The following is a 23349-nucleotide window of genomic DNA, read 5'->3' on the forward strand; positions in this document are numbered from 1 at the left end:
AAGCGCCAGCAACAGCTCCACTGGCTGCCCGAGGAAGTGCCGCTGGGCGAGGATTGCCGTGACTGGGCGCAAAAGCTGTCCGACCATGAGCGCAATCTGCTGACCCAGATTTTCCGCTTCTTCACCCAGGCCGACGTGGAAGTGCAGGATTGCTACCACGAAAAATATGGCCGCGTGTTCAAGCCGACCGAAATCAAGATGATGCTGACCGCGTTCAGCAACATGGAAACGGTCCATATCGCCGCCTACTCGCATCTGCTCGACACGATCGGCATGCCCGAAAGCGAATATTCTGCCTTCCTCCAATATAAGGAGATGAAGGACAAGCACGACTATCTCGCCCAGTTCGGCGTCGACACGGATGAGGATATTGCCAAGACGCTGGCGATGTTCGGCGGCTTTACCGAAGGCTTGCAGCTCTTCGCCTCCTTCGCGATGCTGATGAACTTCCCGCGCTTCAACAAGATGAAGGGCATGGGTCAGATCGTCACCTGGTCGGTCCGCGACGAAACGCTCCATTGCGAAGGCATCATCAAGCTGTTCCACAGCTTCGTGAAGGAACGCGACTGCCTGACCACCTCGGTCAAGGACGACATCATGGACATGTGTCAGAAGACCGTCCGGATCGAGGACGCGTTCGTCGACCTCGTCTTCGAAATGGGACCGGTGCCGGGCATGACGCCCAAGGACATCAAGAAATATGTCCGCTACATCGCCGACTGGCGTCTGGGCCAGCTGGGCCTGAAACCCATCTACATGATCGACGAACATCCGCTGCCCTGGCTGACCCCGCTGCTGAACGGCGTGGAACATGCCAACTTCTTCGAAACCCGCGCGACGGAATATTCGAAGGGCGCCACGCGCGGCCAGTGGAACGACGTCTGGGACGCCTTCGACCGCCGTCAAAAGGTGAAGGGCAGCGAAGCCGCCAATATCGACACCGATCCGGACATGTTCAAAGCGGCGGGAATCGCGGCGGAGTAAATGAGACGATCGAGGGCGATACTGGTGAAAAAGCGTCGCCCTCCGACCATTCGGGTCGGCGCCTGACGGGTTGCATCCATAACGGACCCATCTCCCGCCAAAACGGCGTGATCCACGCTATGCTCGCGCCATGACCGAGCCAGCCGCCCCGCGCCCCGCAACCATTTCGAAATCCTCGCCCCTCCATGCCTATGTCTGCAATGTCTGCGGCAGCGATCATGTCACCCGCGAAGCATGGGCGGCATGGGATGTCGCGGCGCAGGACTGGGTGCTGGAAGTCGCGTTCGATTATGCCCATTGTCATCGTTGCATGGGCGATGCCCGGCTGGACCGGGTGCTGCTGACCAGCCCCGTCACGTTCGCGGCGCCCGATGCGTCCATCGCCACGCCATCGGCGGCCTGATTGCAGTCAGGGCTTCCTTAACCCCGCCGCGTCATGATCGCCCGATGTTCGGCATTCGCTTCCGCTCTCTCTTCACCAGCCGCTGGTTCGCGCTGCTCTGGGTGGTGCTGGTCCTTCTGACCGCGATCCAGATCGTCGGGCCGGGCGATGATAGCAAGGACAGCGACGGGAAGGGTGAGCGGGCAGGTAACGCGGTCGCCGCCGACGGCCTGACCAATGATCAGCGCGCCGCGATCATGAACGCCTTCTGATCACCCTCTCGTCCGCGCCGGAATGGCTGCCATGGGGTAAGGACCGGGCCGTCAAACTGTCCTACATCGGCTCGTATGCCTAATATGGCTTCCAACACAGCCGCTTTAATTGCGTGAAACGATATTTCAGCCAAAAGACATGAAATGTCGGATTCAGCGGGAAATGTGTGAAGTTAAGCCCGCGCCGCCGCTCTATCCGGCCCTTGTGCCTCCCTGTCTGCGGACTGAACGGGCGGTTTTGTTCCGTTCATGCAACATTCTTACAGGACGCGGGTTCTACCGCCACGATCATCAGAGGGAAGGAGCCTCAGCCATGACATTGACGTTGAAACAGACCATTGCCGCCTTGTCGCTCGGCGCCATGACCCTGACCGGCCTCGCCGCGCCATCCGCCTATGCCGATCCCGGCAATGGCCGTGGCAATGCCAAGCATGGCAATCCCGGTCATGGACGCAACGACTGGAAACATGGCGGCAAGCATGACGATCGCAACTGGCGCGATGACCGTCGCGGCAATATCCGCCCCGGCCGCACCGTCTATAATTATGACTGGAATCGTCCCGACCCGCGTTATGGCCGCTATTATCAGCCCAACCGCTATTATCGCGGCGGCTATGCGCCGATCCGGGTCGACCGCAATACGCGCATCTATCGCGGCGGCGACAACCGCTATTATTGCCGCCGTTCGGACGGCACCACCGGCCTCATCGTCGGCGCGGCGCTGGGCGGGCTGCTCGGCAACCAGATCGCGCAGGGCCAGTCGAACCTGCTCGGCACGCTGATCGGCGGCGGCGCGGGCGCGCTATTGGGCCGTGAAATCGACCGTGGCGGGGTCAGCTGCCGCTAACAGAGCATTTTGAAGTCATCTGGAACAGATGACGGCTCGCAAAATGCGGAGAGCAAAAAAACTCATGGGGCATGGCGCGATTCAGTCCGATCGCATCATGCCCTAACACCACGGATGGCGTCGGCCATCCCAGCGCCGGGCCAGTCCTTCGGCGACCAGCTGTTCGCCGATAGATTGGCCCCCGCGCGTCACCACGCGCAGATTGCGGCCATAGCGATCGGTATCGCGCCCCTCGATCTCCAGTGAAAAGGCGCCCGCGTTCATCAGCACCTGCAGCCGCTGCGTCGACCTCGCGCCCAACGCGCCTTCGGCCTCGCATCGCGGTCCGTGGGTTTCGGGAGTGTCGATGTCGGCGATGCGATATTTCTCCCCCCGGAACCAGAATGTGTCGCCATCGACCACGCAGTCGGTCCCGCCGCCGCGATGGCAAAATCCGAAATCGGCCGACAGCCCGTCCGTCGGAAGGATGGCCGACGGGGTATCCGCCTTCCGCAACGAAGGATCGACCTTCGCCAGCCATTGCGGCCCATACCAGCCCAGCAGCAATGTAATGCAGACGATATAGACGATGGGGGGGCCGCTGATCCCGCCGCGCCGCCGCGATGGTCGGGGCAGCCGCCCGGCCCCCGCTCGACGGGCCTCCGCCAGCCACGCCTGTTCTATCCTGTCCTGGCGCGATGACGGTCGCGACTTGTTCCAATATTTCATGGCGCTGCCTTAACGGCTCGCTGGCAAACGACCCGTTAAACCCACTCCGCTTCATCACCGATCCGGCGTCAACCTGATCGGATGGCAATCCATGCGGCCGAACCCGGCCCCGTCCCGCCGTGCAGGATCATCCGAAACGGAGCCGATAGTCATGAGGTCGCCAGCTCCGACAGCATCGACGCGCACCAGAGCATGATCCGTTCATACTCAAGCGGATCATGCTCTATTTTTCTTGTGTTTTACGCATTTTCCCGGGCCAGCAGATGATGCCATCTGCTACGAATGCTCTAATCATCGTCTTCGGTCGGCCCCATCTCATCCTCTTCATCGTCCATCTGCGGTTCCCCGGCATAGGCGTCCATGTCGATCCGGCCGGAACGGTCCATCTCGTTCATCTTCTCGACCAGATCCGGCGTGTCGTCCGGGATGATCTGTGCCGGATTGCTGCGCCCGCCGCGTTCGCTTTCCTCCGACAGATCGGTCGATCGGACCCGCGCATCGCTGGCGACGTCCTGCGCCTGCGTACCGGCGTCGGCCTGCTCTTTATTTTCGTCATAATCCTGTTCGGGAATGGGCCGTTCCATCGCGTTTCTCCTTGGCTTTGCCCGTCATCAACGGACTGCCCCGCGCGCCGTTCCGGAAAAAGGCTGGACATCCGCGCCCGAACGCGCAAAGGCCGCTGCGATCCTTTCGCACCGCAACAGGAATCTTCATGCCCCGCCAGCTCATTTCCTCCGGCTCGCCCTTTGAGGCGCAGGTCGGCTATTCGCGCGCCGTCGTTCAGGGCGACTGGTGCTTCGTCGCCGGGACCACTGGCGCCGACCCCGAAACCAAGACCATGCCTGACGATGTGGTGGAACAGGGCCGCAATGCACTTAAAGTCATCGGTAAGGCGCTGGAGGATGCAGGTTTCTCCTTCGCAGATGTCGTGCGCGTCACTTATTATATCACCGACGCCGCTTATTGGGATGTGATGGGCGACATTGCCGGACCGGTCTTTGGCGACATTCGCCCCGCCGCCAGCTGCGTCATCGCCGGTCTCGTCAAGCCGGAGATGAAGATCGAAATCGAAGTCACCGCCTTCAAAGGGTAACAGGAGCATCGCATCATGATTACCATGTACGGCATCAAAAATTGCGACACGATCAAGAAAGCCCGCAACTGGCTGGACAATGAACGCGTCCCCTACAGCTTCCACGATTACAAGGTGTCCGGCGTCGACAAGGAACGGCTGGAAGAATGGGTCATGGAACATGGCTGGGAAACCATCCTCAACCGGTCCGGCACCACCTTCAAGGCGCTGGACGCGGGTGACAAGGCGCATATCGACGCGGACAAGGCGATCCTGCTGATGATGGCCAACCCTTCGATGATCAAGCGCCCCATCCTCGACACGGGGAAGGGCACGATCGTGGGGTTTAAGGCGACGACCTACGAAACCGCGCTGCAGGGCGTGACTGCGTGATCGGGCGGGGGCTGGCGCGTTTAGGGCTGTTTGCGCTCATGAGCCTCGCCCCCCTCTCCATGGTTCAGGCCGAACCGCTGCTGATCGCCCATCGCGGCGCCAGCGGCGAACGGCCCGAACATACGCTCGCCAGCTATGAACGGGCGATCGATCAGGGCGCCGACTATATCGAACCCGATCTGGTGCTGACGAAGGACGGCGTGCTGGTCGCCCGGCATGAAAATGAGATTGGCGGCACGACCGACGTCGCCGACCATCCCGAATTTGCCGATCGCAAGACAACGAAGACCATCGACGGCATGCAGATGACCGGATGGTTCACCGAAGATTTCACCTTGGCTGAGCTGCGCACCCTGCGCGTGCGGGAACGTCTGCCCGACCTGCGACCGGCGAACAAACGCTTCAACGACCTCTATCTCATCCCGACCTTCGAAGAGATATTGAAGCTGGTCCGCGCCAAGGAAGCCGAAGCGCATCGCCGCATCGGCCTTTATCCCGAAACCAAGCATCCCAGCTATTTTGCGGGCCTTGGGCTGCCGCATCAGGCGGCCCTGCTCGATTTGCTCAGCCGCTATGGCTATCAGACGGAAGCCGACCCGGTCTTCATTCAGTCCTTCGAGGTGGGGAACCTCAAGGCGCTGCGCGCCACAACTCGGCTGCGCCTTGTCCAGCTGGTGGACAGTGAAGGCGGCCCGGCCGATCTGCCTGGCACGACCTATGCCGATATGCTGACGGTGCAGGGGCTGAACGACATTGCCGCCTATGCCGACGGCCTTGGCCCGTCCGGCCTGTTGCTGATCGATGGTCAGGGGGCCAGCGCGCTGGTTGGCCGCGCGCATGATGCCGGGCTTCAGGTGCATGTCTGGACGCTGCGGATGGAAAATCCTTTCCTGCCGCCGCAATATCAGCGGCCCGACGATCCGGAAAATCGGGGCGATTTTGCAGGCTTCGTCCGCGCCATCGTCAACACCGGCGTCGACGGCATTTTCAGCGATTTTCCGGGTCAGGCCAAAGCGGCCATGACGCCGGCCAGCCCCTGATCCGACACAGCGGTGGAAGCGGGTATAAAAGTTGCCTGCCCATGGCCTTGCTTCACTTGCCAAAGCAGGCCGGTGGGCGAATAACGGACCCATGCTGTCCCAGAAGACCCGTTATGCCATCCGCGCGCTTCAGCATCTGGCCGATCGTTACCGACAGGGTCCGGTTCCCCTGAACGAAATTGCGACGCGCCAGAATATTCCGTCCAAATTCCTGACGGTGATCCTGTCCGAACTGTCGCGTGAAGGGCTGGTGGCGACCCAGCGGGGCCGGGACGGGGGCTATTGGCTGGCGCTCGCCCCGGTGGATATCAGCTATGGCGACATCGTGCGCCTGACGCGCGGATCGCTGGCGCTGACCCCCTGCGCCAGCCGCTTCGCGCATGAAAGCTGCACCAACTGCCTGCCCGAATCGGAATGTCGCCTGCACCGCGTGATGCTGCGGGTGCGCGACGAAACGGCCAAGGTGCTGGACAGCATCAGCCTGGCCGAACCCTTCGCGGTAACAGACGACGCGGCCTGATCATGAAAGCCCCTCTCTAAAGGGCTGGGGTGGATGTGAGCGTGGCGCGACTTCAGCCTTATCCCGTCTTCCATAAGAAAGGCGTGCCCGGCCGAAACGGAGAGGGGTTGCGCCCATGCTTCCGCTTCGCCACATCGGCATCATGACCACGCCGCCGCTCAAAGCCGCCCTGATCCCCGTCACCCCCCTTCAGCAGAATTGCACGCTGTTCTGGTGTACGGAAACGATGCGCGGCGCCTTTGTCGATCCGGGCGGCGACCTGCCGGTGCTGAAAAAGGCGATCGTACAGCATGGCGTGACCATCGAGAAAATCCTCGTCACCCATGGCCATATCGACCATTGTGGGCAGGCGGGCGTGCTGGCCCGCGATCTTGCCGTCCCGATCGAGGGGCCGCATGAGGACGACCGTTTCTGGATCGACCGTCTGCCGCAGGATGGTGAACGCTGGGGTGTGCCGGGCGAAAGCTTCGAACCGGATCGCTGGCTGAACGATGGCGACACCGTGACCGTCGGCCATCTGACGCTCGACGTTCTGCATTGCCCCGGCCACACGCCCGGCCATGTCGTCTTCCACCACGCGCCCAGCAAGCTGGCGATCGTGGGCGATGTGCTGTTTCAGGGATCGATCGGCCGCACCGATTTTCCCCGCGGCAATCATCAGCATCTGATCGATGCGATCACCGGCAAACTCTGGCCGCTCGGCGGGGAAACGGCCTTTGTCCCCGGCCATGGCCAGATGAGCAATTTCGCCCATGAACGGCGCACCAATCCCTTCGTCGCCGATTCGGTGTTGGGGCGGTAATTACCCCGTCTCCGTTCGCTTCGAGCTTGTCGGGAAGCGTGATGCGCAGGGGCTTACCCCCGCGCCGCCATGGCGGGCGGCACGACCCGTTCCTGCGTCGCGCCATAGGCGATGCTGAGCGCCGTGCCCGCCATCGCCAGCATCACGCCCCAGGTCAGCAAGGCGCCACCCGCGCGCAGCGGCGTGGGCTTGTCCGCGTCCATGCCGAACGCATGCGCCACCCGCGCCAGCACATAGACCAGCGCGCCGATCCACAGCCACAGCGACGCCCCCGCCGCCATTTCGACCAGTGCAAACAGAATCACCACGATCGGCGTATATTCGACGAAATTGGCATGGGCGCGCATCCGCTTGGCCAACAGGCCATGCCCGGCGTCGCCATGCAATATCTTGTCCTTGATGCGGAATCGGGCACAGCGAATCGCCAGCCACATGTTGAGCAGCGCGCAGGCTGCGGCAAAGGTCAGCGTGATCGGCAACAACATGGCGTCCATTCCCTTTGTTTCACGGGCTTTGCCCCGGTTCTGCGGGTCTATGGAGCAAGCCCAAAGGAAAGGCGAGGGAAAGGAAACTCTTGCGCCGTGAACAAAAAGCGCTATAGGCGCATGGCTTCGCGATCACCCGGGCCGCATGGGTCTGCGGCGCCGTTGGCGTCAGCTTTTCCGTGGGAACTGGCCGGTCGTACAACTTGATTATATACGGAACAAGGTGCCGACATGGCTGTCCCCAAGCGCAAAACTTCTCCCTCCAAGCGCGGCATGCGCCGCAGCCACGATTCGCTCCGCGTCGAAGCGTTCCAGGAATGCTCAAACTGCGGCGAACTGAAGCGTCCCCACAATCTGTGCGACGCCTGCGGTCACTATAACGGTCGCGAAATCGTCGCCGTCGGGGCGTAAGCCCGTTTTTAACTCCGCAAAGGGGTGATCCAAGTGTCCAGTCAGCCGCGAATCGCAATCGACGCGATGGGCGGGGACGAAGGCGTGCGCGTGATGATGGCGGGCGTGGCATTGGCCCGCCGCCGTCATGACGGGCTGCGCTTCACCCTGTTCGGTGATGAGGCACGGATCAAGGCTGCGCTCGATCAGCATCCCAATTTGCGGGCTGCGTCCGAAGTCGTGCATGCCGATACCGTCGTCGACGGTTCGGACAAGCCCAGTGTCGCCATCCGCAAGAAAAGCAGCTCGATGAGCATGGCAATCGCCGCCGTAAAGGCTGGCGAAGCGGGGGCCGCCGTGTCTGCGGGCAATACCGGCGCGCTGATGGCCATGGCAAAGTTGGCGCTGCGCACCATGCCCGGCATCGACCGGCCTGCGCTGGCGGCGTTGCTGCCGACGCTGGGCGATAATGACGTCGTCATGCTCGACCTTGGCGCCAACACCGAATGCGACGCTCGCAACCTCGTCCAGTTCGCGGTGATGGGCGCGGCCTATTCGCGCATCGCTTTCGATCTTGATCGGCCGCGCGTCCGCCTGCTCAACATCGGCACCGAAGACCTCAAGGGCACGGATGAAATCCGCGACGCCGCTGCCATGCTGCGCAGCGCCGACAGCCTGCCGCTTCAATTCGATGGCTTTACCGAAGGCGACAAGATTGCGCGCGGCGATGCCGACGTCATCGTGTGTGACGGTTTTTCCGGCAATGTCGCATTGAAAACGGCGGAGGGCACGGCCCGTTTCGTCACCGATGTGCTGCGCAAGGCCTTCACCAGCTCGCTGCGGTCAAAGATCGGCTTCCTGATTTCGAAGCCCGCGATGCACCTGCTGAAACATCATCTCGACCCCAACAACCATAATGGCGCGGTTTTCTTGGGCCTCAATGGCGTGGTCGTGAAAAGCCACGGCAGTGCGGATGCCAAGGGCGTGGCCAATGCGGTTCATGTCGCGGCCCGCCTGCTGGAAGAAGATATTACCCGGCGCATCGCCGCCGACATGGCGGGGGTCCAGTCGCTGACCGCCGCATCGAAACTGGAGCAGCCCGTCAAGTGATCCGTCGGTCGATTCTGCTGGGCACAGGTTCCGCCTTGCCCGTTCGTACGGTCAGCAACATGGAACTGGCGCAGACCGTCGATACGAGCGACGAATGGATCGTGGAGCGTACCGGCATCCGCAACCGCCATATCGCGGGCGATGGCGAAACCACCGCGTCGCTGGCCGCCGACGCCGCGCAGCAGGCGATTGCTGCGGCGGGCATCGCCGCGCAGGACATTGACCTCATCATTCTGGCGACGGCCACCCCGGATCAGACCTTCCCCGCCGCCGCGACGAAGGTGCAGGCCGCGCTGGGCATCGACGATTGCGTGGCATTCGACGTCGCCGCCGTCTGTTCTGGCTTTCTTTACGCCATGACCGTGGCGGACAGCATGATCCGTTCGGGCGCGGCCAATCGCGCGCTGGTGATCGGGTCGGAAACCTTCAGCCGCATTCTCGACTGGGAAGATCGCACCACCTGCGTCCTCTTTGGCGATGGCGCGGGCGCCGTGGTGCTGGGGGCGGAAGACAGCGCGGACAGCGATCCCGCGACCGCGCGCGGCATTCTGGCCGCCAAACTCCATGCCGATGGGCGGCATAACGGGCTGCTCTATGTCGATGGCGGTCCATCGACGACGCAGACCGTGGGCAAGCTGCGCATGAAGGGGCAGGAAGTGTTCCGCCATGCGGTGGTGAACCTGGCCTCGGTGCTCAAGGAAACGATGGATCTGGCAGGGCTGACGCCGGACGACATCGACTGGCTGGTCCCGCATCAGGCCAATGCCCGCATCCTGGATGCGACCGCGCGCAAGCTGAAACTGCCTGCGGAACGGGTGGTGGTGACGGTCGATCGCCATGCCAATACGTCGGCCGCATCGGTGCCGCTGGCGCTCGATGTGGCGGTGCGCGATGGTCGTATCAAGCCCGGCGATCTGGTCGTGCTGGAAGCGATGGGTGGCGGCTTCACCTGGGGCGCCTGCGTCCTGCGCGTGTAAACCGTAGCTACCGCTTGCCAAAGCGCCGCGAATCAAGCACATTTCCTTGATGATCGTCCAAGGGGGGATGGTCTGTGGGTTTGATTTCTGAGGGGATGGTCGATGACCGGCAACGGAACGCTGACGCGTGCGGATCTGGCTGAAAGCGTGAACCGGCATGTGGGCCTATCGCGGTCTGAAGCGGCTGCTCTGGTCGAATCGATCCTGAAACATATGTCGTCCGCGCTGGAACGCGGCGAAAATGTGAAGATTTCCAGCTTCGGCACCTTCGTCCTGCGCGACAAGACCCAGCGCATGGGCCGTAATCCCAAGACCGGCGTAGAAGTGCCCATCGAACCGCGCCGGGTGCTGACCTTCCGCGCCAGCCAGACGATGCGCGACCGGGTCGCCACCGCCTGAACCGCAACTGGTCGCTTTTCCCGACTTGTCTTGCCGTCGCCAAGGTTGACCTTGGCGTGATTATCAGTGCAACATCATTGTCATGGAAAAGGTAGAGGGTGCATTTCTGACTATTGGCGAACTCGCCGGTGAATTGGGCTTGCCGCAACATATCCTGCGCTATTGGGAAACGCGTTTTCCGCAACTGCGTCCGCTTCAGCGATCGGGCAATCGCCGCTATTATCGCCCCGCCGACGTGGCGCTGGCCCGCCGCATTCATCAGCTGCTCAATGTCGAAGGATTCACCGTCAAGGGCGCGCAAAAGGCGCTGGTCGACGGCAACGGCCATGCCCTGCCATCGGCTGGGCCTGCAGCATCGACGCCCGCAATGCTGACGCCGCTCGATCAGCAGGACATTATCGCCCGTCTGACGGCCATCCGAGCGGACCTCGCCAGAGCGATCGGCGACTGATCGCAGCTTTGGACCATCACGCTCTAAATGGCCGTTGTGTCCCGCATTTTGCCAGCCTCAATATGCCTTAAGGCTGCGGCGGCGTACGATAGGGTATGAAATCGCCCAGAGCGCAGGCACCCGATTGCATGCCGCTCATCCGGTCTGCCGTCGTCGTGAAATCGCCCCGGCACATCTGCGATCCGAAACTGCGCACGATGATGATGTCGCCACGGGTCAGCCCGCTGCAACTGCCGATCAGTTCGCTTTTATAGACCAGCCTGCGATTGACCTTGTACAGCAGCACATTGTCGCTGATGACCGTCAGGTTGGTCTGCGGCTCGCGGTTGATGCAGCTGACCTTCTCGCCCGCGACCTTGCCCGCCAGCGCCTTGTCCAGGTCCGCCGTCTGCTTTGGCGTCAGCGGCTTTGGCTGATAGCTGCCGGTACAGGCCGCCAGCAACAGCGGCGTCATCGCAATCCATGCCCGTATCATGACACGCTCCATCCTCATATCCCCCACACGCCGCACAGGCGCGAAAACCGTCATGCCGCGTCCTTGGCCGCCCGCCTCTCGGCCAGCTGCGCCACGTCGCGCGCGCGCATGAAGATGTTGGTTGCCCGTTCCAGCCCGATGCTGGTCGGCACCGTTGCCTCGCCACGCGCCCGCGCGCTTTCGACGGCGGCGACCCGCTGCGCCAAGGCATCATTGTCCGGCTCCACGCCCATGGCAAAGCGACCGTTGGACAGCGTATATTCATGCGCGCAATAGACGGTCGTATCGTCGGGCAGGGCGGACAGCCGCGCCATGTTCGCGAACATCTGCGCCGGCGTCCCTTCGAACAGCCGTCCGCATCCCATGGCGAACAATGTGTCCCCGACGAAGATCATGCGATCGTCGGCCAGATGATAGGCGATATGACCTGCCGTATGGGCCGGGACCGCCATCACCTGCGCACTGTGACCGCCGATCCGCACGACATCGCCTTCACCGGCCGTCCGGTCCAGCGTGCCGATCTTGTCCGCTTCGGCCGCCGGGCCGGTGATGACGCATCCCGTCGCTGCCCTGATGGCCGCGTTGCCGCCGACATGATCGCCATGCCAGTGGGTGTTCCAGATCTGGCCGATGGTCCAGCCGCGCGCCGCCGCCGCCGCCAGCACCGGCTCGGCTACCGCCGGGTCGACCGCCACCGTCTCCCCGCTGGCGCCATCATGGATCAGCCAGACATAATTGTCGGAAAGGACGGGAATGCGGACGACCTCCAGCATGATGGTTACCACACCCCCACATTGGGCATGGATGCCCATGGCTCGGCCGGTTCCAGCCGCCCGTCCTGCAACAGTTCGATCGAGATATTATCCGGCGTCCGCACGAACGCCATGTGCCCGTCGCGGGGCGGCCGGTTGATCGTGATGCCGGCATCCATCAACGTCTGACAGGTGTCATAGATATTTTCGACCTGATAGGCGATATGGCCGAAATTGCGCCCGCCATCATACACCTCCGCCGGGCTGCCATCTGCGGGCGGCCAGTTATACGTCAGTTCGACCTGCGCATCCTCATCCCCCGGCGCGGCCAGATAGACCAGCGTGAAGCGCCCCTGTTCGCTGTCGAACCGCTTCACCTCTTTAAGGCCCAGCAGCTCGAAAAAGCCGATCGTCCGGTCGACGTCGGTCACGCGGATCATGCTGTGCAGGAATTTGGGCAATCTCAATCTCCGTCCATCGCCGGAAAGCGACGGTTCATATGGGTGTCTGTACTTATGGAGGCCAAGATAAGGTCGCGCACCACCGGACGGAAGAGGAAAGCGATAATGGCTGTGGAAATGCGGGACCGGATCTGGCTGGGCAGCGCGGCGCTGCTGGCGCTGGGCATCGTCACCGGCGGTTACCTGTTGGGCGATGGTCTCAAGCGCGCCAGGGCGGCCGACCGGTCGGTCACCGTGCGGGGCTTGGCGGAAAAGGATGTGACGGCCGATCTTGCCACCTGGTCGATCAGCTATTCCGCGACCGGGTTCGACCTGCCTACCGTCCGCGCGGAAATCGACGCGAATACGAAGGCGTTGCAGGGCTATTTTACGGCACTGGGTTTCAAGGCCGACGATCTCAAGCCGACCGGCGCGGGCGTGAACCAATATCTGAGCAACGGCGTCAACACGATCACCATCACGCAGCGGATGGTGCTGCGCACGACCGACATCCCGCGCGCGCAAAGGGCGGTGGCGCAGCAGTTCGACCTCGTTCGACGCGGTGTCACGCTGCAGGAAGGGTCCGGCATGCGCTACAGCTTCACGAAGCTGAACGACGTAAAGCCGCAAATGGTCGCCGCCGCGACCAAAGACGCCCGCGCCGCTGCGGAACAGTTCGCCAAGGATTCGGGCGCCGGAGTCGGTGGCATCAAAAGCGCCACGCAGGGCTATTTCTCCATCGACGCGCGCGATGGCGAAGGTGGCGAAGGGTCGAGCGACACGCCCTATAAGAAAGTGCGCGTCGTCACGACCGTCGACTTCTATCTGAAATAACGGGCGGTTTCAGGAGCGTCCGCCCGCTTCCTACGCCGTGTCAGCACCGGCCCCGGCGCCGGTCGCGTCGCGAACAATCGCTCTTGTCGCCGATGATCGCGCCTGCTGCGCCACCGATCACCGCGCCTTCCGTGGTGCCAAGTCCCGTCGCGCTGCCCACGATAGCGCCGCCCGCGCCACCGATCAGGCCGCCACGCGTCGCGCCGCGCGAACAGGCGGTGGTCGCCATCGCACCAACCAGCAACAGGCCGATCGCGGCGCTTCTCTTCCAGTAACCGTCCATTTCACCGTCTCCTCATGTCCAGTCCCGCCGCGTGATGGCGAACGGGTCGGGGGTGAGTGCGGTTCCGTGACAAAGTCTTGCCGGGAAAGGCGCTTATGGCGCGGGCTTGGGCGGGGGCAGGCGCGACAGATTGTCCGCCGCGGCTTTCCCGGCGGGCGAATCGGGCGACAGCTTCACAGCCCGATCCCATGCCGAACGCGCGACATCCGCATGATCGGTCAGCACGGCGATATTGCCTTCTTCCAACGCGACGGCCGCGTCGTCGGGCGACAATTGCACTGCGCGGGCGATATGCGCCTGCGCCAGGCTCATTTCACCTGTCCGCCGCGCCAGCGTCGCCGACAACAGCCAGGCCAGTGGGTCTTTGGGCGCCTGCACCAGTGCGATGTCCAGCGAATCGCGCGCGCCGCTCGGATCGTTCAGCGCCACCAATGCCCGCGCCCGGTCAAGATGCACTTCGCCCTTTTCCATCCCGTCAGGCAATCCACGGGCCAGCGCTGCATCGAAATCGCCCCGCGCCTTGGGCAGGTCTCCGCTCGCCATCGCGGCATTGCCCGCCTGCGCCCACAGCCGCGCCGCCTCCACCATTTCGCCGCCGCGCTCGGCTTCTTCTGCAGCCTGCTCGAATGCGACGATGGCCGGGGTCCAGCGTTCCGCCCGCGCATAGGCAAAACCCATGCAATGGCGCGCATAATAGCTGCCGCCTTCGATCCGCCATTTCTGCGCAAAGGCGATGCCGTCGTCGGGCGATTCGATCGCCTGATCCAGGCATGCCTGGAATGTTGCGGCATATTTGGCGGGCACCGGAATCTTGCCGTCTTCCCGCGCGGGGGCGGGCGTCGCTTTGGGCGCCGCCGCTGCGGCCCGCTCTTCCTGTTTCTGCCGTCGGCTGCGATCCATCACCGCCTCGATCTCCGGATCGAGTTTCTGAAGCAGGATCGGCAGAAAAAACGGCATCACAGATTGTCCAGCAGGGTGGCGACGGTGCGGATCAGCATGGCGATGTCGCCGTCGCGGGAAAGGCGGTGGTCGCCATCTTTAATCAGCAGCGTCTGCACATCGGATGAACGCAGCCGCGCTGCGACTTTTACCGACACATACCATGGGACGTCCCGGTCCGCCTGTCCGTGCAGCAGGCGCACCGGACAATCGATGGCGATGTCGTCTTCCAGCAGGCGCAGCGCCTGTCCCGACGTCCAGAAATCCAGCGTCGTCACATGGGGTTGATCGCCATAGGGCGTCGGCTCCTCGATCCGGCCTTCCGTCTGCAACAGCGCCTTGTCCGCATCGGTAAAGCCCCATTCGGTGAAATCGGGCGCGGCGGCGATGCCCACCAGCCCTGCTACCCGGTCCGGCCGCGCCAGCGCGACCAGCAGCGCCAGCCATCCTCCCATGGAAGATCCCACCAGCACCAGCGGCCCCTGCGTCAGCGCGTCGATCAGCAGCAGCACATCGTCGCGCCAGCTGGCCAGCGTCCCGTCGACGAAGCGCCCTTCGCTCGCGCCGCATCCGGCATAATCCAGCCGCAGCATCGCACGCCCCTCGCGCACGGCCCACTGGTCCAGCGCCACGGCCTTGCCGCCTTCCATGTCGGACATATAGCCCGGCAGGAAAATGATGGTCGGTCCGCGTCCGTCCACCTGCCTATAGGCAAGGCGCAGCCCGTCGGGCCGGGCGAACAGCGCGGGCGGGGTGGCGGGGGTATCGGTCACGTGATCTTGTCCTTCCGGTCGGGCGATGATGCCCCGCCTTAAACAGGCTTTTTTCGATAGCGAGAAAAATATTGAACACAGTGCGTTGACAGCCTGAAAGGCACCCGTTAGAGGCGCCCTCCTACCCCGTGCCCAGATGGCGGAATTGGTAGACGCACCAGCTTCAGGTGCTGGCGATCGCAAGGTCGTGGAGGTTCGAGTCCTCTTCTGGGCACCACTTTTTCTAGGGGCTTGAAATCCCTAGAAAACATTGGAATTGCAGGCTTTTTCACAAGCGTCTAGTACAAACGTACGAAGGACGAAGCCATGTGTTCCTATCTGCACAAAGCACCCAACGGCGTCTATTATTTCCGCATGGGCATCCCTGCGGACCTGCGCCCGTTCATGGGTGGCAAGCGGGAAATCAAAATGTCTCTGGGCCTAAAGGACCGGGACGCCGCCAAGCTAATCATCCCCGATCATACCAAGGCCGCTCATACGCTGCTGGACCAAGCGCGCCGGGATAAGGCCGCTGCCGAAAAGCCTGCATCCAAACCGCGTCGGCCCAAGGTTGAGCCGGTCATATGGGAAAGCGATCCGGCATCAGAGGATCAGGAAAGCGAGATAGAGGCGCTAGAGCCGATCATGGATGCCATGATGGAGGGTAGGAGCGTTGATGCTTCTCCCGCCGACATTCTGCGGGCTGGGCAATTGTTGGCCCTGCATGAGCGGGAAATGGCTGCTATCGAACAGGAGCAGCTTGTCGGTCGGATGCTGGGGCGTGCATCGGCAATGCAAAATCAGGTCGTGGATTGCGAAGGCGACACGCCTGCCGGGAAGGGTAAGGGCGTCTATCTCGACACTGATATTGTCGATGGCTGGGCTGCGGAGCGCAAGCCGTCGCCCCGTGGCAAGGATGCCTATTGGCGAGACGCCAAGCTGTTCAACAGCATGATAGGCCGGAAGTCCGTCGAGCAAATCACCAAGGCCGATGTGATGACCTACAAGCGGATGCTGATTGCTGATCCTAAGCGGTCGCAAATCAATGTGCGGGACCGGCTGGCCTACCTTCGCACCCTGCTAGAGTGGGCGGCGCAAGAGGATATTGTTCCGGTCAACGTGGCCCGTGATGTGAAAATGGCTGTCAGTGAGCGGGGCGAGAAGCGCAAGGATTTCAGCATTGATGACCTGAACGCCTTATTCTCTGGCCCAGTCTATACGGCTGATAGGCGGTCCAAGGCTGGCTATGGGGAAGCTGCATATTGGATGCCGCTCATTGCCCTGTTCATGGGTGCGCGACGGGAGGAAATCGGCCAGCTTCGGGTCAGCGATGTGAAGCGCGTTGCCTACATAGACGCTGCCGAACAGCGGCAAGAGGCATGGTGCATCGACATTACCGACATTGGCGACGATGACGCCTTGCCCAATCAAATCAAGAATGAGGCGAGTAGGCGCTTAGTGCCGCTGCATCCCAAGCTGATTGAAATGGGCTTTGTCGATTATGTGGCCAAGCTGCCCGATCAGGCGGGGCGGGTCTTTCCTGCCCTACAGCCTATCGGCATCGGCATGAAGCTGACTGACAAGTGGGGCCAGTGGTTCAGCCGGTATAAGCGGGCCTGCGGTATTGATGACAAGGCGAAGGTCTTTCACTCTTTCCGGCACACATGGAAAACCCATGCCGTTGATGCCGGTATGCCGGAACGGGTCTGCCGCCAATTCCAAGGACATGAGGGCAAAGATGCTGCCGACAAATACGGTGCGGCTCCATCCATGCGTGTCCTTGTCGATGCCATCGCATCCTTCCGCATTCCCGGCCTGAAATTGCCGATGCCGCAAGGGTAGCGCGCATCAAGCGGTCGGAATGACGCCTTCTGTCGAGAAAGTCGGTTACAGGTCCGCTTCCGCCAAAAGTTCGGAAGGGCGTAGCTGGATAGCGGCGGCGATGCGACTTAGGTTCAGGAACGTGACATTCCGCTCGCCGCGCTCAATCTTGCCCATGTGTGAGCGGTCTATGCCAGCAGCATCCGCCAACGCTTCTTGCGATAGCCCTACCGACTTGCGTTTGCTGCGGATCGCAACGCCCAGTCGAGCCAGTTGCCCGTCTGTGTCATTATGTCCTGCGATCCGTGCCACACAATATGCGGTCGTCGGATCAGGGATTTAACACCACGGCATTTACGACCCTTTTTCTTTGTTCTAGGAATTGGGCATGAGCATCTTTAGGCCTATGCTAGCTGTGATTGGGATGACTTGCGGTTCCGCCGCTGTCGCCGCACCCTCCGTTTCAACATTTGATCTTCATTGCTCGCCGGAGGCAGCGGGGATGGAAATCGCTGGAGAATATAAGGATCGCCCGACAAACGGTTTGAAGCCATTTCGGTTGAGCGTTGACCTAAAGAGATCGACATGGTGCCATCAGCCCTGCCGCATACGGGGTGATGTCAAATCCACCGATAGAGAGCTAAGGCTAGAAGGCGGTCCAAGCATAGCGGGAGAAAGCCGGGGCATCCTAATCAACCGTGATACTGGCCGATTGGTAGAAGGCTATCGCCTGAATGGTTCAATCATGATGCTGAGCACATACAAATGCTCTTTGAAACCGTACACGGCAATTCCGGTCAGGAAGTTCTGATCTAATACCATCCAGCCCAGATAAGCGCGTCCTTCAGTTCAGGAAGCATTTCCATCAACTCCCATACCCGCTGCCCTGACACTTTGCTCAGGTCCGGTTCCACATAGCCATCGGGATAAATAACTTCCAAGCGTCCGGTCGGGAACCACCTTACGCTGATGCGGCCAAACTCTTTGATGATAAACTCATCATTCTTTTCCCGACGCTGCCGGTCCAGCATGTCCAGATAGCCGTCACGGCTTTGCTTCACCTTCGGAGCAAGCCCGGCTTTCATGCGCTCGAAATTCTCGCGCCCTCTGTTCAAATGACATGTGTAGCAGGCGCGGTCGCGGGTCCGCCTGCGGAAGCCACCGCATCGGTCGCATGGGGCGCTCAGGCGGACGTAGGAGGGCATTCCGGCAAGGAAGGCGGCGAACCTACGCGGATCATTCACACGGGCTTCCAGCGCCTTCCGAAAGGCCGGATCGGCTTGGCATATGCGGCGCTGCTGTGCGCCCAGCTTATTCGCTCTGGGCTGCTGTTGGTGAAGAACGAAACGTGGATCGTTATGCGGGCGCTTGGATGGCTTGCTCATGGGCGGGCCGTTGAGTGCAAGGCGTTCATTTCTCGCCCCATGTTATAGGTTCGGGCGCGTACGCGACCATCTTTCCTCAAACTTATGCCTGCTGTAGTTCAATGTCATGCCTGATTATGACTTCAGAGAAGCGATTGAAGAAGCGGCGCGAGCGGAGCAGTTGAAAAAGCAGACTGCGATGCCGGTGGATCATGGTGCAGAACTGCGCCGACGTGTGGTTGAAGCGATCAAGGCCGTCGAGCAGGAATACAGGGCGAGCAATCCTGGGGCCGCTGCATATGGCTTATCATCGGAAATCCGCTCATATGTGAAGCGGCCCAGAAGTTTCAGTGGCTATGCCCATCAGATGGTCGATCTTTTTCTGGCTGAACCTAGCACATTGAGATGGAGTAATGAGCGACTGGCATCGTCGGTGGAGCGGTCCACGGGCTTCAAGGCTCCCAAAAGCCTGCTGACCGAACGATTGACAGCGGCTCAGAAGCGGAAGGTTGAGGCGGTTCTAGGCCAGCGAGCAATAAGCTTGGACCTCAAAAAATATAACACGATGTCCAAGATTAAGGGGGCTTTGCTCGCTAACTTTTCGAGCAGCGATGCAAAATTACGCTTTACCGGCTCGATTGCTATTACCGATGATGCGGTGATCGTGAATGGCAAACGACGGGCCATTCAGCGGGCGAAGGTCAACCGCATTCATGTTGGCAAGCGACATTGGTTAAACGTCGATGCGCTAGTCGAATGGCTACAGGATGAATAGCTTACTACATACAAGTATGTAACGCAAAGTGTACACTTGAGCGATTGGGCGATGGCATCGCACACCTTTTCTCATGCCGTCGAGGCCGATTATGCCGGGATGCCTGCCCGTGTCTCAGCCCGTTGGATCGACGCAATGCTGGTTCCATATTCCTTGGCCAATGCCCGGATGCTGATGCCTGCCTTGCGCTTGTCGGCAATCTCAGCCTGTTGAGCAGCGGTTAGCGTCATCGGCCTGCCCAGTGCCTTCCCCTCAGCCTTTGCACGGCTCAATCCGGCCTGCGTCCGCTCTATCAACAAGTCCCGTTCAAACTCAGCAACGGCAGCGATAACGCCCATGGTCATCTTCCCGGCTGGGCTGGTCAGGTCCGTTCCACCCAAGGCAAGGCAATGGACCCTGATGCCCTCAGCGGCCAGCTTCTCGACCGTTGCCCGAACGTCCATGGCATTGCGGCCCAACCGGTCCAGCTTGGTCACTATCAGGATGTCCCCAGCTTCCAGCCGGTCCAGTAGCTTGGCAAAGCCCTTGCGCTCCATAGCAGGCAAGGAGCCGGATACGGTTTCCGTCACTATGCGCTTAGGCTCGATCGTAAAGCCTGCGGCCTCAATCTCCCTAACCTGATTGTCTGTGGTCTGGTCTGCCGTGCTGACGCGGCAATATGCAAACGTCCTAGCCATGATGCCCTCTGTCCGTATCGAATAAGTGCATCATTAATATGGCTGTATCGTATCCCCAGTCAAGCTAGTTTGTGATACGGTCTATTGGCATGTATCATAAACGGTCGATTACGATACGATATGGCGGCTGGGCATTGGCCGGGTTGCATCCCGTTCGATCCGGTCATGGCGTGCTGCCCCCCTTGCGCTGGCCGGGACCATACCCGCTATGGGGGAAATAGGCCCACGCTAGGTCGGAGTTGCCCCCTCGCAAATCTCTAGCAAAAATTCGGTCTAAGGGGTTTAGGTTGCAATCGACCCAATCAATACTATTTCGTTATCGAAACTATGATGCCAGATATAATGCTTTGGTAATAAAGGGATGAATACATGTCCACTTTAATGCAGATAGGGAATGAACTCGCAAGGCGCGAGGAGGCCGGAGCCGTTTACGTCCAATTGGGCGCTCTTCTTGCTGCTATGCCCAATCTTCGTTCTGTCGATGATACGCTTTCAATTCCAGATGGCACTCTCAGATGGTTGGGGGAGGTATCAGCGGTTGTTTCGCGACTTAAATCCATGCCAGATGATGCTGAATTGTCTGCCGCTACTTCGTTCTTGATTTCTTCAAATGGCGGAAGCGCTGCGGCTCAAAAGATAAAAATGGTGCTTTACCGCTGTTTGGCGTTAGCGCAGCAACGGGCTCCAGCTACAGCTCAAAGTTCCTTTGTCGCTACCGGGGCTGACTTTGATGCCTTCGCTGCTTTGCACCGTGTTTTCCAAGAGGCTGAGCGGTCACTGCTATTGGTGGACCCTTACATGGATGAAAGCGCGCTCCTAACTTTTGCTGTGATGGCCAAAGAGGGCGTAAGCATCGGGCTACTCACCGATCAAAGCGGAATAAGGCCTGCACTTGAGCCTGCTGCTCGGACTTGGATAGAGCAATATGGTAGTTCTCGCCGTCTTCGGGTTCGGGCTGCTGCTCCGCGTACCTTACATGATAGGCTTGTTCTGGTTGACGACGACAAAGCTTGGATATTGACCCAATCGCTCAAGGATTTTGCCGCCCGATCACCGGCTACAATCCAGATGGTGGACCCGCAACTAGCGAGAATGAAGTTTGAAGCATACACGGCTATTTGGAACGCCAGCAACGTGGTGGTCGAAGCGCAGGCGACCTAGCAATGCTTTTAACGATGCGAGCCTATGCGTAGGCTGTAGCCGGGCAGGCTAGGCCGACACGCGGGGCTAGGCGGTGAAGCCACTCATGGGGGGCATGCACAGGTCGACGAGTAAGATGTTCTCTCGCAAATCTTCAGTAAAGTTGGTTCTACAGGCTTTACTGCCGTATACGATCGGAGCGGTTAGCAATGCTTGAGGGATATTTTGACGATAGCGGCACTCACATGCAGTCAAATATGGTCGTATGGGGTGGGTTGCTTGGCGAAACCTCGCAATTCGAGGTACTTAGAACGGCTTGGAAAGAAGCTCTGACTGAGCCGATCCCCGGCAAGTCTCCTGTTAAGGCGTTTCATGCCGCGCATATAGCCGCATCATTGAAAGAATTTTGCAGCTATGCCCCGCCTGAGAGAGATTTAGTGTTCAAGAGATTTAGAGATATTATCTTATCATGCAATTTAATCCCAGTCAGTTTCGGTATTATTAAAAGTGATTGGGATTGTGCTTGTGACAAGTTTGATATGAAAATGTTCGGCACCGCTGAACAGTTTGCTTTTATGAGCTGCACGCTAAGTGCGCACAGATTTGCTGAAATAGGGAAGTGCCCAGTGTCTATGTGCTTTGACCAAGGCGCATTGGGATGTGATGCAGACAGAATAATTGATGCGGGAAAGTCGACAATTGGTTTGAATGGTAGCGCCACTTTCATGTTTAAAGCGGTGGCAGAGGAATGCTGCCTTCAAGCCGCTGACATGGTAGCATATGAAGCCTACAGATTTGGAAACTCCGATATTGCTTTAGGAGGAGCGGCTAAGCCCCGTCTACATTTTCAAAGGATGCTTGAAGGGGTTCCAGATGCTTACGGTTTTGTTATGCGTAAAGCGGAAATTGAACGGCTTTTTGAAGCTAGTTTAGCCATCATGAAGGATGGATTACCTACGGAGCCAACAAGAAGACCGGGTTTTCAGAACATCTTTGGTGCGCTCTACGGCTTAGAAGGTTAACAAAACGGAAGCTAACACGGCTGTTCGCTGGCGGGAGGCGCATTTGGGGGATGATGGCATTGATGGGGTGCGGGCGCTGCTCCCAAAAGCGTTGGGCAGGCTGCCAAGGGAAGTTAGGTTGCGCGGCCAAAACTCACTAGAGGGCTTTCGCAAGGCCAAAGAACTATTGAATGTAGATAGGGAGATGGCATCATTTCGCGCCATAACGGCAGAAGAGGAGGCCGCGTCTGCGCTATTCGTAAGCCTAAAGAGGCAGGGGTATGATGGTGCTGATAAAATAAACTTGAAGGATCATTACACCAAGGCCGCTCTTGGTCCATTCATACAAGCAGTCGCTCATTCTTTGTCTCATGATGAAAAATTCAATATAAGTCTAAGTATTAACGCATCGGAGCCATCTATAGAGGTAGCTATACCTGTAGATCAATTTGGTGGACCTGATGACATTATCATTAAGCTGGAGCATCCTCTTGGGATGCTGCGCAAGGTTGGCGATCTGCCTGCTTCCGACCTTTATGATAAATCTTTGGAGTATGTGTCCGGCTCTCGGAAGCTGCACAAGCTGATTGCATCAGAGGCTAATGCTAGAAACAGGCTCCTATATGCGTCTGATAGCAATCTCCCTTCCAGTAAAGTTACGATTGAAGGAATTAATCAGCGGCAAAAGCGAGCGGAAATCGCTCTTTTTGCTTGTATAGCCGTTTTGCAGACAAATCATAAGCAGGCTATGGCTACTCAATGCATCGCTGCTTTCCTAAAAGTTATTGACAAAGGAGCGCGGAAGGGGTGCCAAATTTGAGTTTTTATCAAACAGTCATGGCGTCTGTTGTTGGCGGTGGTATCACTGTAGCAGCACAATTCATCATGCACTATATTCAGACTGGCAAGGTCCGAAAGGTCGATGCGAAACGCTCAGCACTACTCGCGAGCATGTTGAGCAATCCGGGGCCAGAAGGCTGGCGGAGCCTGACGACAATGTCGCATGTCATCGGGGCTAGTGAACAGGAGACGGCTCGCCTTCTCATTGAAATGGATTGTCGTGCAAGCGAGACGGGTAGCGGCGGCTGGGCCTATATTAGGGACAAGCCTTTGCCGGGACCGGTAGCAGGGGATCACGACCGAGATCCCCTCGATCTCCTCCACATCCATGCTGTCCCGGCCGGATGCCGTCATGAGCCGTCCTTGGACGATGCCGGTGAGGCGTCGACGGCCCGGGCGCCCGCGCCGCCACCGACCCGGAAGG

Annotated in this window: 33 protein-coding genes and 1 tRNA gene; 22 read left to right on the forward strand and 12 right to left on the reverse strand. The window is 60.0% G+C overall.

Features of this window, described 5'->3' with window-relative positions:
• The 4 genes from ACOJSJ_RS05235 to ACOJSJ_RS05250 all read left to right on the forward strand — a co-directional run.
• Positions 1-984 (forward strand): ribonucleotide-diphosphate reductase subunit beta (locus ACOJSJ_RS05235; protein ID WP_420143935.1); only part of this gene is annotated, 984 nt, incomplete at its 5' end.
• A 130-nt stretch (positions 985-1114) separates the two neighbouring features.
• A complete protein-coding gene (locus tag ACOJSJ_RS05240; RefSeq protein WP_420143936.1) occupies positions 1115-1387 on the forward strand; it encodes a hypothetical protein in 273 nt (90 codons plus the stop codon).
• Between the two features lie 44 nt (positions 1388-1431).
• Entirely contained in the window at positions 1432-1638 is a 207-nt protein-coding gene (locus ACOJSJ_RS05245; RefSeq protein WP_420143937.1) for a hypothetical protein, read from the forward strand.
• A gap of 313 nt (positions 1639-1951) precedes the next feature.
• Positions 1952-2485 carry a glycine zipper 2TM domain-containing protein gene (locus ACOJSJ_RS05250; RefSeq protein ID WP_420143938.1) on the forward strand — a complete coding sequence of 178 codons (534 nt, stop codon included), beginning with the start codon at positions 1952-1954 and terminating at the stop codon, positions 2483-2485.
• Positions 2486-2587: 102 nt separating this feature from the next.
• Here the strand turns inward: ACOJSJ_RS05250 and ACOJSJ_RS05255 are convergent, their stop codons facing one another.
• Together ACOJSJ_RS05255 and ACOJSJ_RS05260 are read right to left on the reverse strand one after the other, a co-directional pair.
• Positions 2588-3193, reverse strand: a complete 606-nt coding sequence (locus ACOJSJ_RS05255) for a thermonuclease family protein (protein WP_420143939.1) — start codon at positions 3191-3193, stop codon at positions 2588-2590.
• A 287-nt stretch (positions 3194-3480) separates the two neighbouring features.
• Positions 3481-3777: a hypothetical protein gene (locus ACOJSJ_RS05260; RefSeq protein WP_420143940.1), complete on the reverse strand. Its 297-nt coding sequence runs from the start codon at positions 3775-3777 to the stop codon at positions 3481-3483.
• Positions 3778-3905: 128 nt separating this feature from the next.
• Between ACOJSJ_RS05260 and ACOJSJ_RS05265 the strand changes: the two genes are divergently transcribed.
• The 5 genes from ACOJSJ_RS05265 (at position 3906) to ACOJSJ_RS05285 (ending at position 7020) form a co-directional block, all read left to right on the forward strand.
• Positions 3906-4286: a RidA family protein gene (locus tag ACOJSJ_RS05265; protein ID WP_420143941.1), complete on the forward strand. Its 381-nt coding sequence runs from the start codon at positions 3906-3908 to the stop codon at positions 4284-4286.
• A 15-nt stretch (positions 4287-4301) separates the two neighbouring features.
• A complete protein-coding gene (locus ACOJSJ_RS05270; RefSeq protein WP_420143942.1) occupies positions 4302-4658 on the forward strand; it encodes an ArsC family reductase in 357 nt (118 codons plus the stop codon).
• Positions 4655-5698: a glycerophosphodiester phosphodiesterase gene (locus ACOJSJ_RS05275; RefSeq protein ID WP_420143943.1), complete on the forward strand. Its 1044-nt coding sequence runs from the start codon at positions 4655-4657 to the stop codon at positions 5696-5698. Before ACOJSJ_RS05270 ends, ACOJSJ_RS05275 begins: the two co-directional genes overlap by 4 nt.
• Before the next feature lie 91 nt (positions 5699-5789).
• The gene (locus tag ACOJSJ_RS05280) at positions 5790-6218 is read left to right on the forward strand and encodes an RrF2 family transcriptional regulator (RefSeq protein ID WP_420143944.1); all 429 of its coding nucleotides are present in this window, start codon (positions 5790-5792) and stop codon (positions 6216-6218) included.
• Between the two features lie 142 nt (positions 6219-6360).
• A complete protein-coding gene (locus ACOJSJ_RS05285) occupies positions 6361-7020 on the forward strand; it encodes an MBL fold metallo-hydrolase (protein ID WP_420143964.1) in 660 nt (219 codons plus the stop codon).
• Between the two features lie 53 nt (positions 7021-7073).
• Here the strand turns inward: ACOJSJ_RS05285 and ACOJSJ_RS05290 are convergent, their stop codons facing one another.
• Entirely contained in the window at positions 7074-7505 is a 432-nt protein-coding gene (locus ACOJSJ_RS05290) for an MAPEG family protein (RefSeq protein WP_420143945.1), read from the reverse strand.
• Between the two features lie 231 nt (positions 7506-7736).
• Here ACOJSJ_RS05290 and rpmF point away from each other — a divergent pair, with 231 nt between their 5' ends.
• The 5 genes from rpmF to ACOJSJ_RS05315 all read left to right on the forward strand — a co-directional run bounded on the left by rpmF (position 7737) and on the right by ACOJSJ_RS05315 (position 10832).
• Positions 7737-7916, forward strand: a complete 180-nt coding sequence (gene rpmF, locus ACOJSJ_RS05295) for a 50S ribosomal protein L32 (protein WP_066606737.1) — start codon at positions 7737-7739, stop codon at positions 7914-7916.
• Between the two features lie 33 nt (positions 7917-7949).
• Entirely contained in the window at positions 7950-9005 is a 1056-nt protein-coding gene (gene plsX / locus ACOJSJ_RS05300) for a phosphate acyltransferase PlsX (protein WP_420143946.1), read from the forward strand.
• Positions 9002-9982: a beta-ketoacyl-ACP synthase III gene (locus ACOJSJ_RS05305; RefSeq protein WP_420143947.1), complete on the forward strand. Its 981-nt coding sequence runs from the start codon at positions 9002-9004 to the stop codon at positions 9980-9982. The genes plsX and ACOJSJ_RS05305 overlap by 4 nt, the downstream gene beginning before the upstream one ends.
• Positions 9983-10084: 102 nt before the next feature.
• A complete protein-coding gene (ihfA, locus tag ACOJSJ_RS05310; protein ID WP_420143948.1) occupies positions 10085-10381 on the forward strand; it encodes an integration host factor subunit alpha in 297 nt (98 codons plus the stop codon).
• 82 nt (positions 10382-10463) lie between these two features.
• The gene (locus ACOJSJ_RS05315) at positions 10464-10832 is read left to right on the forward strand and encodes a MerR family transcriptional regulator (protein ID WP_420143949.1); all 369 of its coding nucleotides are present in this window, start codon (positions 10464-10466) and stop codon (positions 10830-10832) included.
• 67 nt (positions 10833-10899) lie between these two features.
• Here ACOJSJ_RS05315 and ACOJSJ_RS05320 read toward each other — a convergent pair whose 3' ends face one another.
• From ACOJSJ_RS05320 to ACOJSJ_RS05330, 3 genes are read right to left on the reverse strand one after another with little or no spacing between them, the layout of a single operon-like run.
• Entirely contained in the window at positions 10900-11304 is a 405-nt protein-coding gene (locus ACOJSJ_RS05320) for a hypothetical protein (RefSeq protein ID WP_420143965.1), read from the reverse strand.
• Positions 11305-11357: 53 nt separating this feature from the next.
• Positions 11358-12080, reverse strand: a complete 723-nt coding sequence (gene gloB, locus ACOJSJ_RS05325; RefSeq protein WP_420143966.1) for a hydroxyacylglutathione hydrolase — start codon at positions 12078-12080, stop codon at positions 11358-11360.
• A gap of 5 nt (positions 12081-12085) precedes the next feature.
• Entirely contained in the window at positions 12086-12520 is a 435-nt protein-coding gene (locus ACOJSJ_RS05330; RefSeq protein WP_420143950.1) for a VOC family protein, read from the reverse strand.
• Positions 12521-12625: 105 nt separating this feature from the next.
• Here ACOJSJ_RS05330 and ACOJSJ_RS05335 point away from each other — a divergent pair, with 105 nt between their 5' ends.
• Positions 12626-13333 (forward strand): SIMPL domain-containing protein, encoded by a 708-nt coding sequence (locus ACOJSJ_RS05335; protein WP_420143951.1) that lies wholly within the window; start codon positions 12626-12628, stop codon positions 13331-13333.
• A gap of 40 nt (positions 13334-13373) precedes the next feature.
• Here the strand turns inward: ACOJSJ_RS05335 and ACOJSJ_RS05340 are convergent, their stop codons facing one another.
• From ACOJSJ_RS05340 to ACOJSJ_RS05350, 3 genes are all read right to left on the reverse strand, one after another.
• Positions 13374-13616 (reverse strand): hypothetical protein, encoded by a 243-nt coding sequence (locus ACOJSJ_RS05340; RefSeq protein WP_420143952.1) that lies wholly within the window; start codon positions 13614-13616, stop codon positions 13374-13376.
• A 93-nt stretch (positions 13617-13709) separates the two neighbouring features.
• The gene (locus tag ACOJSJ_RS05345) at positions 13710-14573 is read right to left on the reverse strand and encodes a tetratricopeptide repeat protein (protein ID WP_420143953.1); all 864 of its coding nucleotides are present in this window, start codon (positions 14571-14573) and stop codon (positions 13710-13712) included.
• On the reverse strand, positions 14573-15328 hold the full coding sequence (locus ACOJSJ_RS05350) for an alpha/beta fold hydrolase (RefSeq protein ID WP_420143954.1): 756 nt from the start codon (positions 15326-15328) through the stop codon (positions 14573-14575). Before ACOJSJ_RS05350 ends, ACOJSJ_RS05345 begins: the two co-directional genes overlap by 1 nt.
• 130 nt (positions 15329-15458) lie before the next feature.
• Here ACOJSJ_RS05350 and ACOJSJ_RS05355 point away from each other — a divergent pair.
• Positions 15459-15545 (forward strand) — tRNA-Leu (locus ACOJSJ_RS05355).
• A gap of 89 nt (positions 15546-15634) precedes the next feature.
• The gene (locus ACOJSJ_RS05360; RefSeq protein ID WP_420143955.1) at positions 15635-17149 is read left to right on the forward strand and encodes a DUF6538 domain-containing protein; all 1515 of its coding nucleotides are present in this window, start codon (positions 15635-15637) and stop codon (positions 17147-17149) included.
• A gap of 45 nt (positions 17150-17194) precedes the next feature.
• Here the strand turns inward: ACOJSJ_RS05360 and ACOJSJ_RS05365 are convergent, their stop codons facing one another.
• Together ACOJSJ_RS05365 and ACOJSJ_RS05370 are read right to left on the reverse strand one after the other, a co-directional pair.
• A complete protein-coding gene (locus ACOJSJ_RS05365; RefSeq protein WP_420143956.1) occupies positions 17195-17440 on the reverse strand; it encodes a helix-turn-helix domain-containing protein in 246 nt (81 codons plus the stop codon).
• Between the two features lie 500 nt (positions 17441-17940).
• On the reverse strand, positions 17941-18513 hold the full coding sequence (locus tag ACOJSJ_RS05370; protein ID WP_420143957.1) for a hypothetical protein: 573 nt from the start codon (positions 18511-18513) through the stop codon (positions 17941-17943).
• 106 nt (positions 18514-18619) lie between these two features.
• Between ACOJSJ_RS05370 and ACOJSJ_RS05375 the strand changes: the two genes are divergently transcribed.
• Positions 18620-19267, forward strand: coding sequence for a hypothetical protein (locus ACOJSJ_RS05375; RefSeq protein ID WP_420143958.1), 648 nt, complete (start codon positions 18620-18622; stop codon positions 19265-19267).
• A gap of 89 nt (positions 19268-19356) precedes the next feature.
• Here the strand turns inward: ACOJSJ_RS05375 and ACOJSJ_RS05380 are convergent, their stop codons facing one another.
• On the reverse strand, positions 19357-19944 hold the full coding sequence (locus ACOJSJ_RS05380; protein WP_420143959.1) for a recombinase family protein: 588 nt from the start codon (positions 19942-19944) through the stop codon (positions 19357-19359).
• A gap of 369 nt (positions 19945-20313) precedes the next feature.
• Here ACOJSJ_RS05380 and ACOJSJ_RS05385 point away from each other — a divergent pair, with 369 nt between their 5' ends.
• From ACOJSJ_RS05385 to ACOJSJ_RS05400, 4 genes are all read left to right on the forward strand, one after another.
• Positions 20314-21105, forward strand: coding sequence for a hypothetical protein (locus tag ACOJSJ_RS05385; protein ID WP_420143960.1), 792 nt, complete (start codon positions 20314-20316; stop codon positions 21103-21105).
• A gap of 188 nt (positions 21106-21293) precedes the next feature.
• A complete protein-coding gene (locus ACOJSJ_RS05390; protein WP_420143961.1) occupies positions 21294-22106 on the forward strand; it encodes a hypothetical protein in 813 nt (270 codons plus the stop codon).
• Between the two features lie 43 nt (positions 22107-22149).
• Positions 22150-22905, forward strand: a complete 756-nt coding sequence (locus ACOJSJ_RS05395; RefSeq protein WP_420143962.1) for a hypothetical protein — start codon at positions 22150-22152, stop codon at positions 22903-22905.
• A partial coding sequence (locus ACOJSJ_RS05400; RefSeq protein WP_420143963.1) for a hypothetical protein occupies positions 22902-23349 on the forward strand: 448 nt, incomplete at its 3' end. The genes ACOJSJ_RS05395 and ACOJSJ_RS05400, both read left to right, overlap by 4 nt.

The organism is Sphingobium sp. (assembly GCF_048594625.1).
Taxonomy (GTDB): domain Bacteria; phylum Pseudomonadota; class Alphaproteobacteria; order Sphingomonadales; family Sphingomonadaceae; genus Sphingobium.

Excerpts from the sequence above, each read along its gene's own strand:
- ACOJSJ_RS05345 (WP_420143953.1), bottom strand. The coding sequence starts at position 14,573 with ATGCCGTTTTTTCTGCCGATCCTGCTTCAGAAACTCGATCCGGAGATC.
- ACOJSJ_RS05390 (WP_420143961.1), top strand. The coding sequence starts at position 21,294 with ATGCTTGAGGGATATTTTGACGATAGCGGCACTCACATGCAGTCAAAT.
- gloB (WP_420143966.1), bottom strand. The coding sequence starts at position 12,080 with ATGCTGGAGGTCGTCCGCATTCCCGTCCTTTCCGACAATTATGTCTGG.
- ACOJSJ_RS05290 (WP_420143945.1), bottom strand. The coding sequence starts at position 7,505 with ATGTTGTTGCCGATCACGCTGACCTTTGCCGCAGCCTGCGCGCTGCTC.
- ACOJSJ_RS05285 (WP_420143964.1), top strand. The coding sequence starts at position 6,361 with ATGACCACGCCGCCGCTCAAAGCCGCCCTGATCCCCGTCACCCCCCTT.
- ACOJSJ_RS05255 (WP_420143939.1), bottom strand. The coding sequence starts at position 3,193 with ATGAAATATTGGAACAAGTCGCGACCGTCATCGCGCCAGGACAGGATA.
- ACOJSJ_RS05250 (WP_420143938.1), top strand. The coding sequence starts at position 1,952 with ATGACATTGACGTTGAAACAGACCATTGCCGCCTTGTCGCTCGGCGCC.
- ACOJSJ_RS05370 (WP_420143957.1), bottom strand. The coding sequence starts at position 18,513 with ATGAGCAAGCCATCCAAGCGCCCGCATAACGATCCACGTTTCGTTCTT.
- ACOJSJ_RS05265 (WP_420143941.1), top strand. The coding sequence starts at position 3,906 with ATGCCCCGCCAGCTCATTTCCTCCGGCTCGCCCTTTGAGGCGCAGGTC.
- ACOJSJ_RS05375 (WP_420143958.1), top strand. The coding sequence starts at position 18,620 with ATGCCTGATTATGACTTCAGAGAAGCGATTGAAGAAGCGGCGCGAGCG.
- ACOJSJ_RS05360 (WP_420143955.1), top strand. The coding sequence starts at position 15,635 with ATGTGTTCCTATCTGCACAAAGCACCCAACGGCGTCTATTATTTCCGC.
- ACOJSJ_RS05340 (WP_420143952.1), bottom strand. The coding sequence starts at position 13,616 with ATGGACGGTTACTGGAAGAGAAGCGCCGCGATCGGCCTGTTGCTGGTT.
- ACOJSJ_RS05315 (WP_420143949.1), top strand. The coding sequence starts at position 10,464 with ATGGAAAAGGTAGAGGGTGCATTTCTGACTATTGGCGAACTCGCCGGT.
- ACOJSJ_RS05260 (WP_420143940.1), bottom strand. The coding sequence starts at position 3,777 with ATGGAACGGCCCATTCCCGAACAGGATTATGACGAAAATAAAGAGCAG.
- ACOJSJ_RS05280 (WP_420143944.1), top strand. The coding sequence starts at position 5,790 with ATGCTGTCCCAGAAGACCCGTTATGCCATCCGCGCGCTTCAGCATCTG.
- ACOJSJ_RS05385 (WP_420143960.1), top strand. The coding sequence starts at position 20,314 with ATGTCCACTTTAATGCAGATAGGGAATGAACTCGCAAGGCGCGAGGAG.
- ACOJSJ_RS05380 (WP_420143959.1), bottom strand. The coding sequence starts at position 19,944 with ATGGCTAGGACGTTTGCATATTGCCGCGTCAGCACGGCAGACCAGACC.
- ACOJSJ_RS05270 (WP_420143942.1), top strand. The coding sequence starts at position 4,302 with ATGATTACCATGTACGGCATCAAAAATTGCGACACGATCAAGAAAGCC.
- ACOJSJ_RS05335 (WP_420143951.1), top strand. The coding sequence starts at position 12,626 with ATGGCTGTGGAAATGCGGGACCGGATCTGGCTGGGCAGCGCGGCGCTG.
- ihfA (WP_420143948.1), top strand. The coding sequence starts at position 10,085 with ATGACCGGCAACGGAACGCTGACGCGTGCGGATCTGGCTGAAAGCGTG.
- ACOJSJ_RS05245 (WP_420143937.1), top strand. The coding sequence starts at position 1,432 with ATGTTCGGCATTCGCTTCCGCTCTCTCTTCACCAGCCGCTGGTTCGCG.
- rpmF (WP_066606737.1), top strand. The coding sequence starts at position 7,737 with ATGGCTGTCCCCAAGCGCAAAACTTCTCCCTCCAAGCGCGGCATGCGC.
- ACOJSJ_RS05240 (WP_420143936.1), top strand. The coding sequence starts at position 1,115 with ATGACCGAGCCAGCCGCCCCGCGCCCCGCAACCATTTCGAAATCCTCG.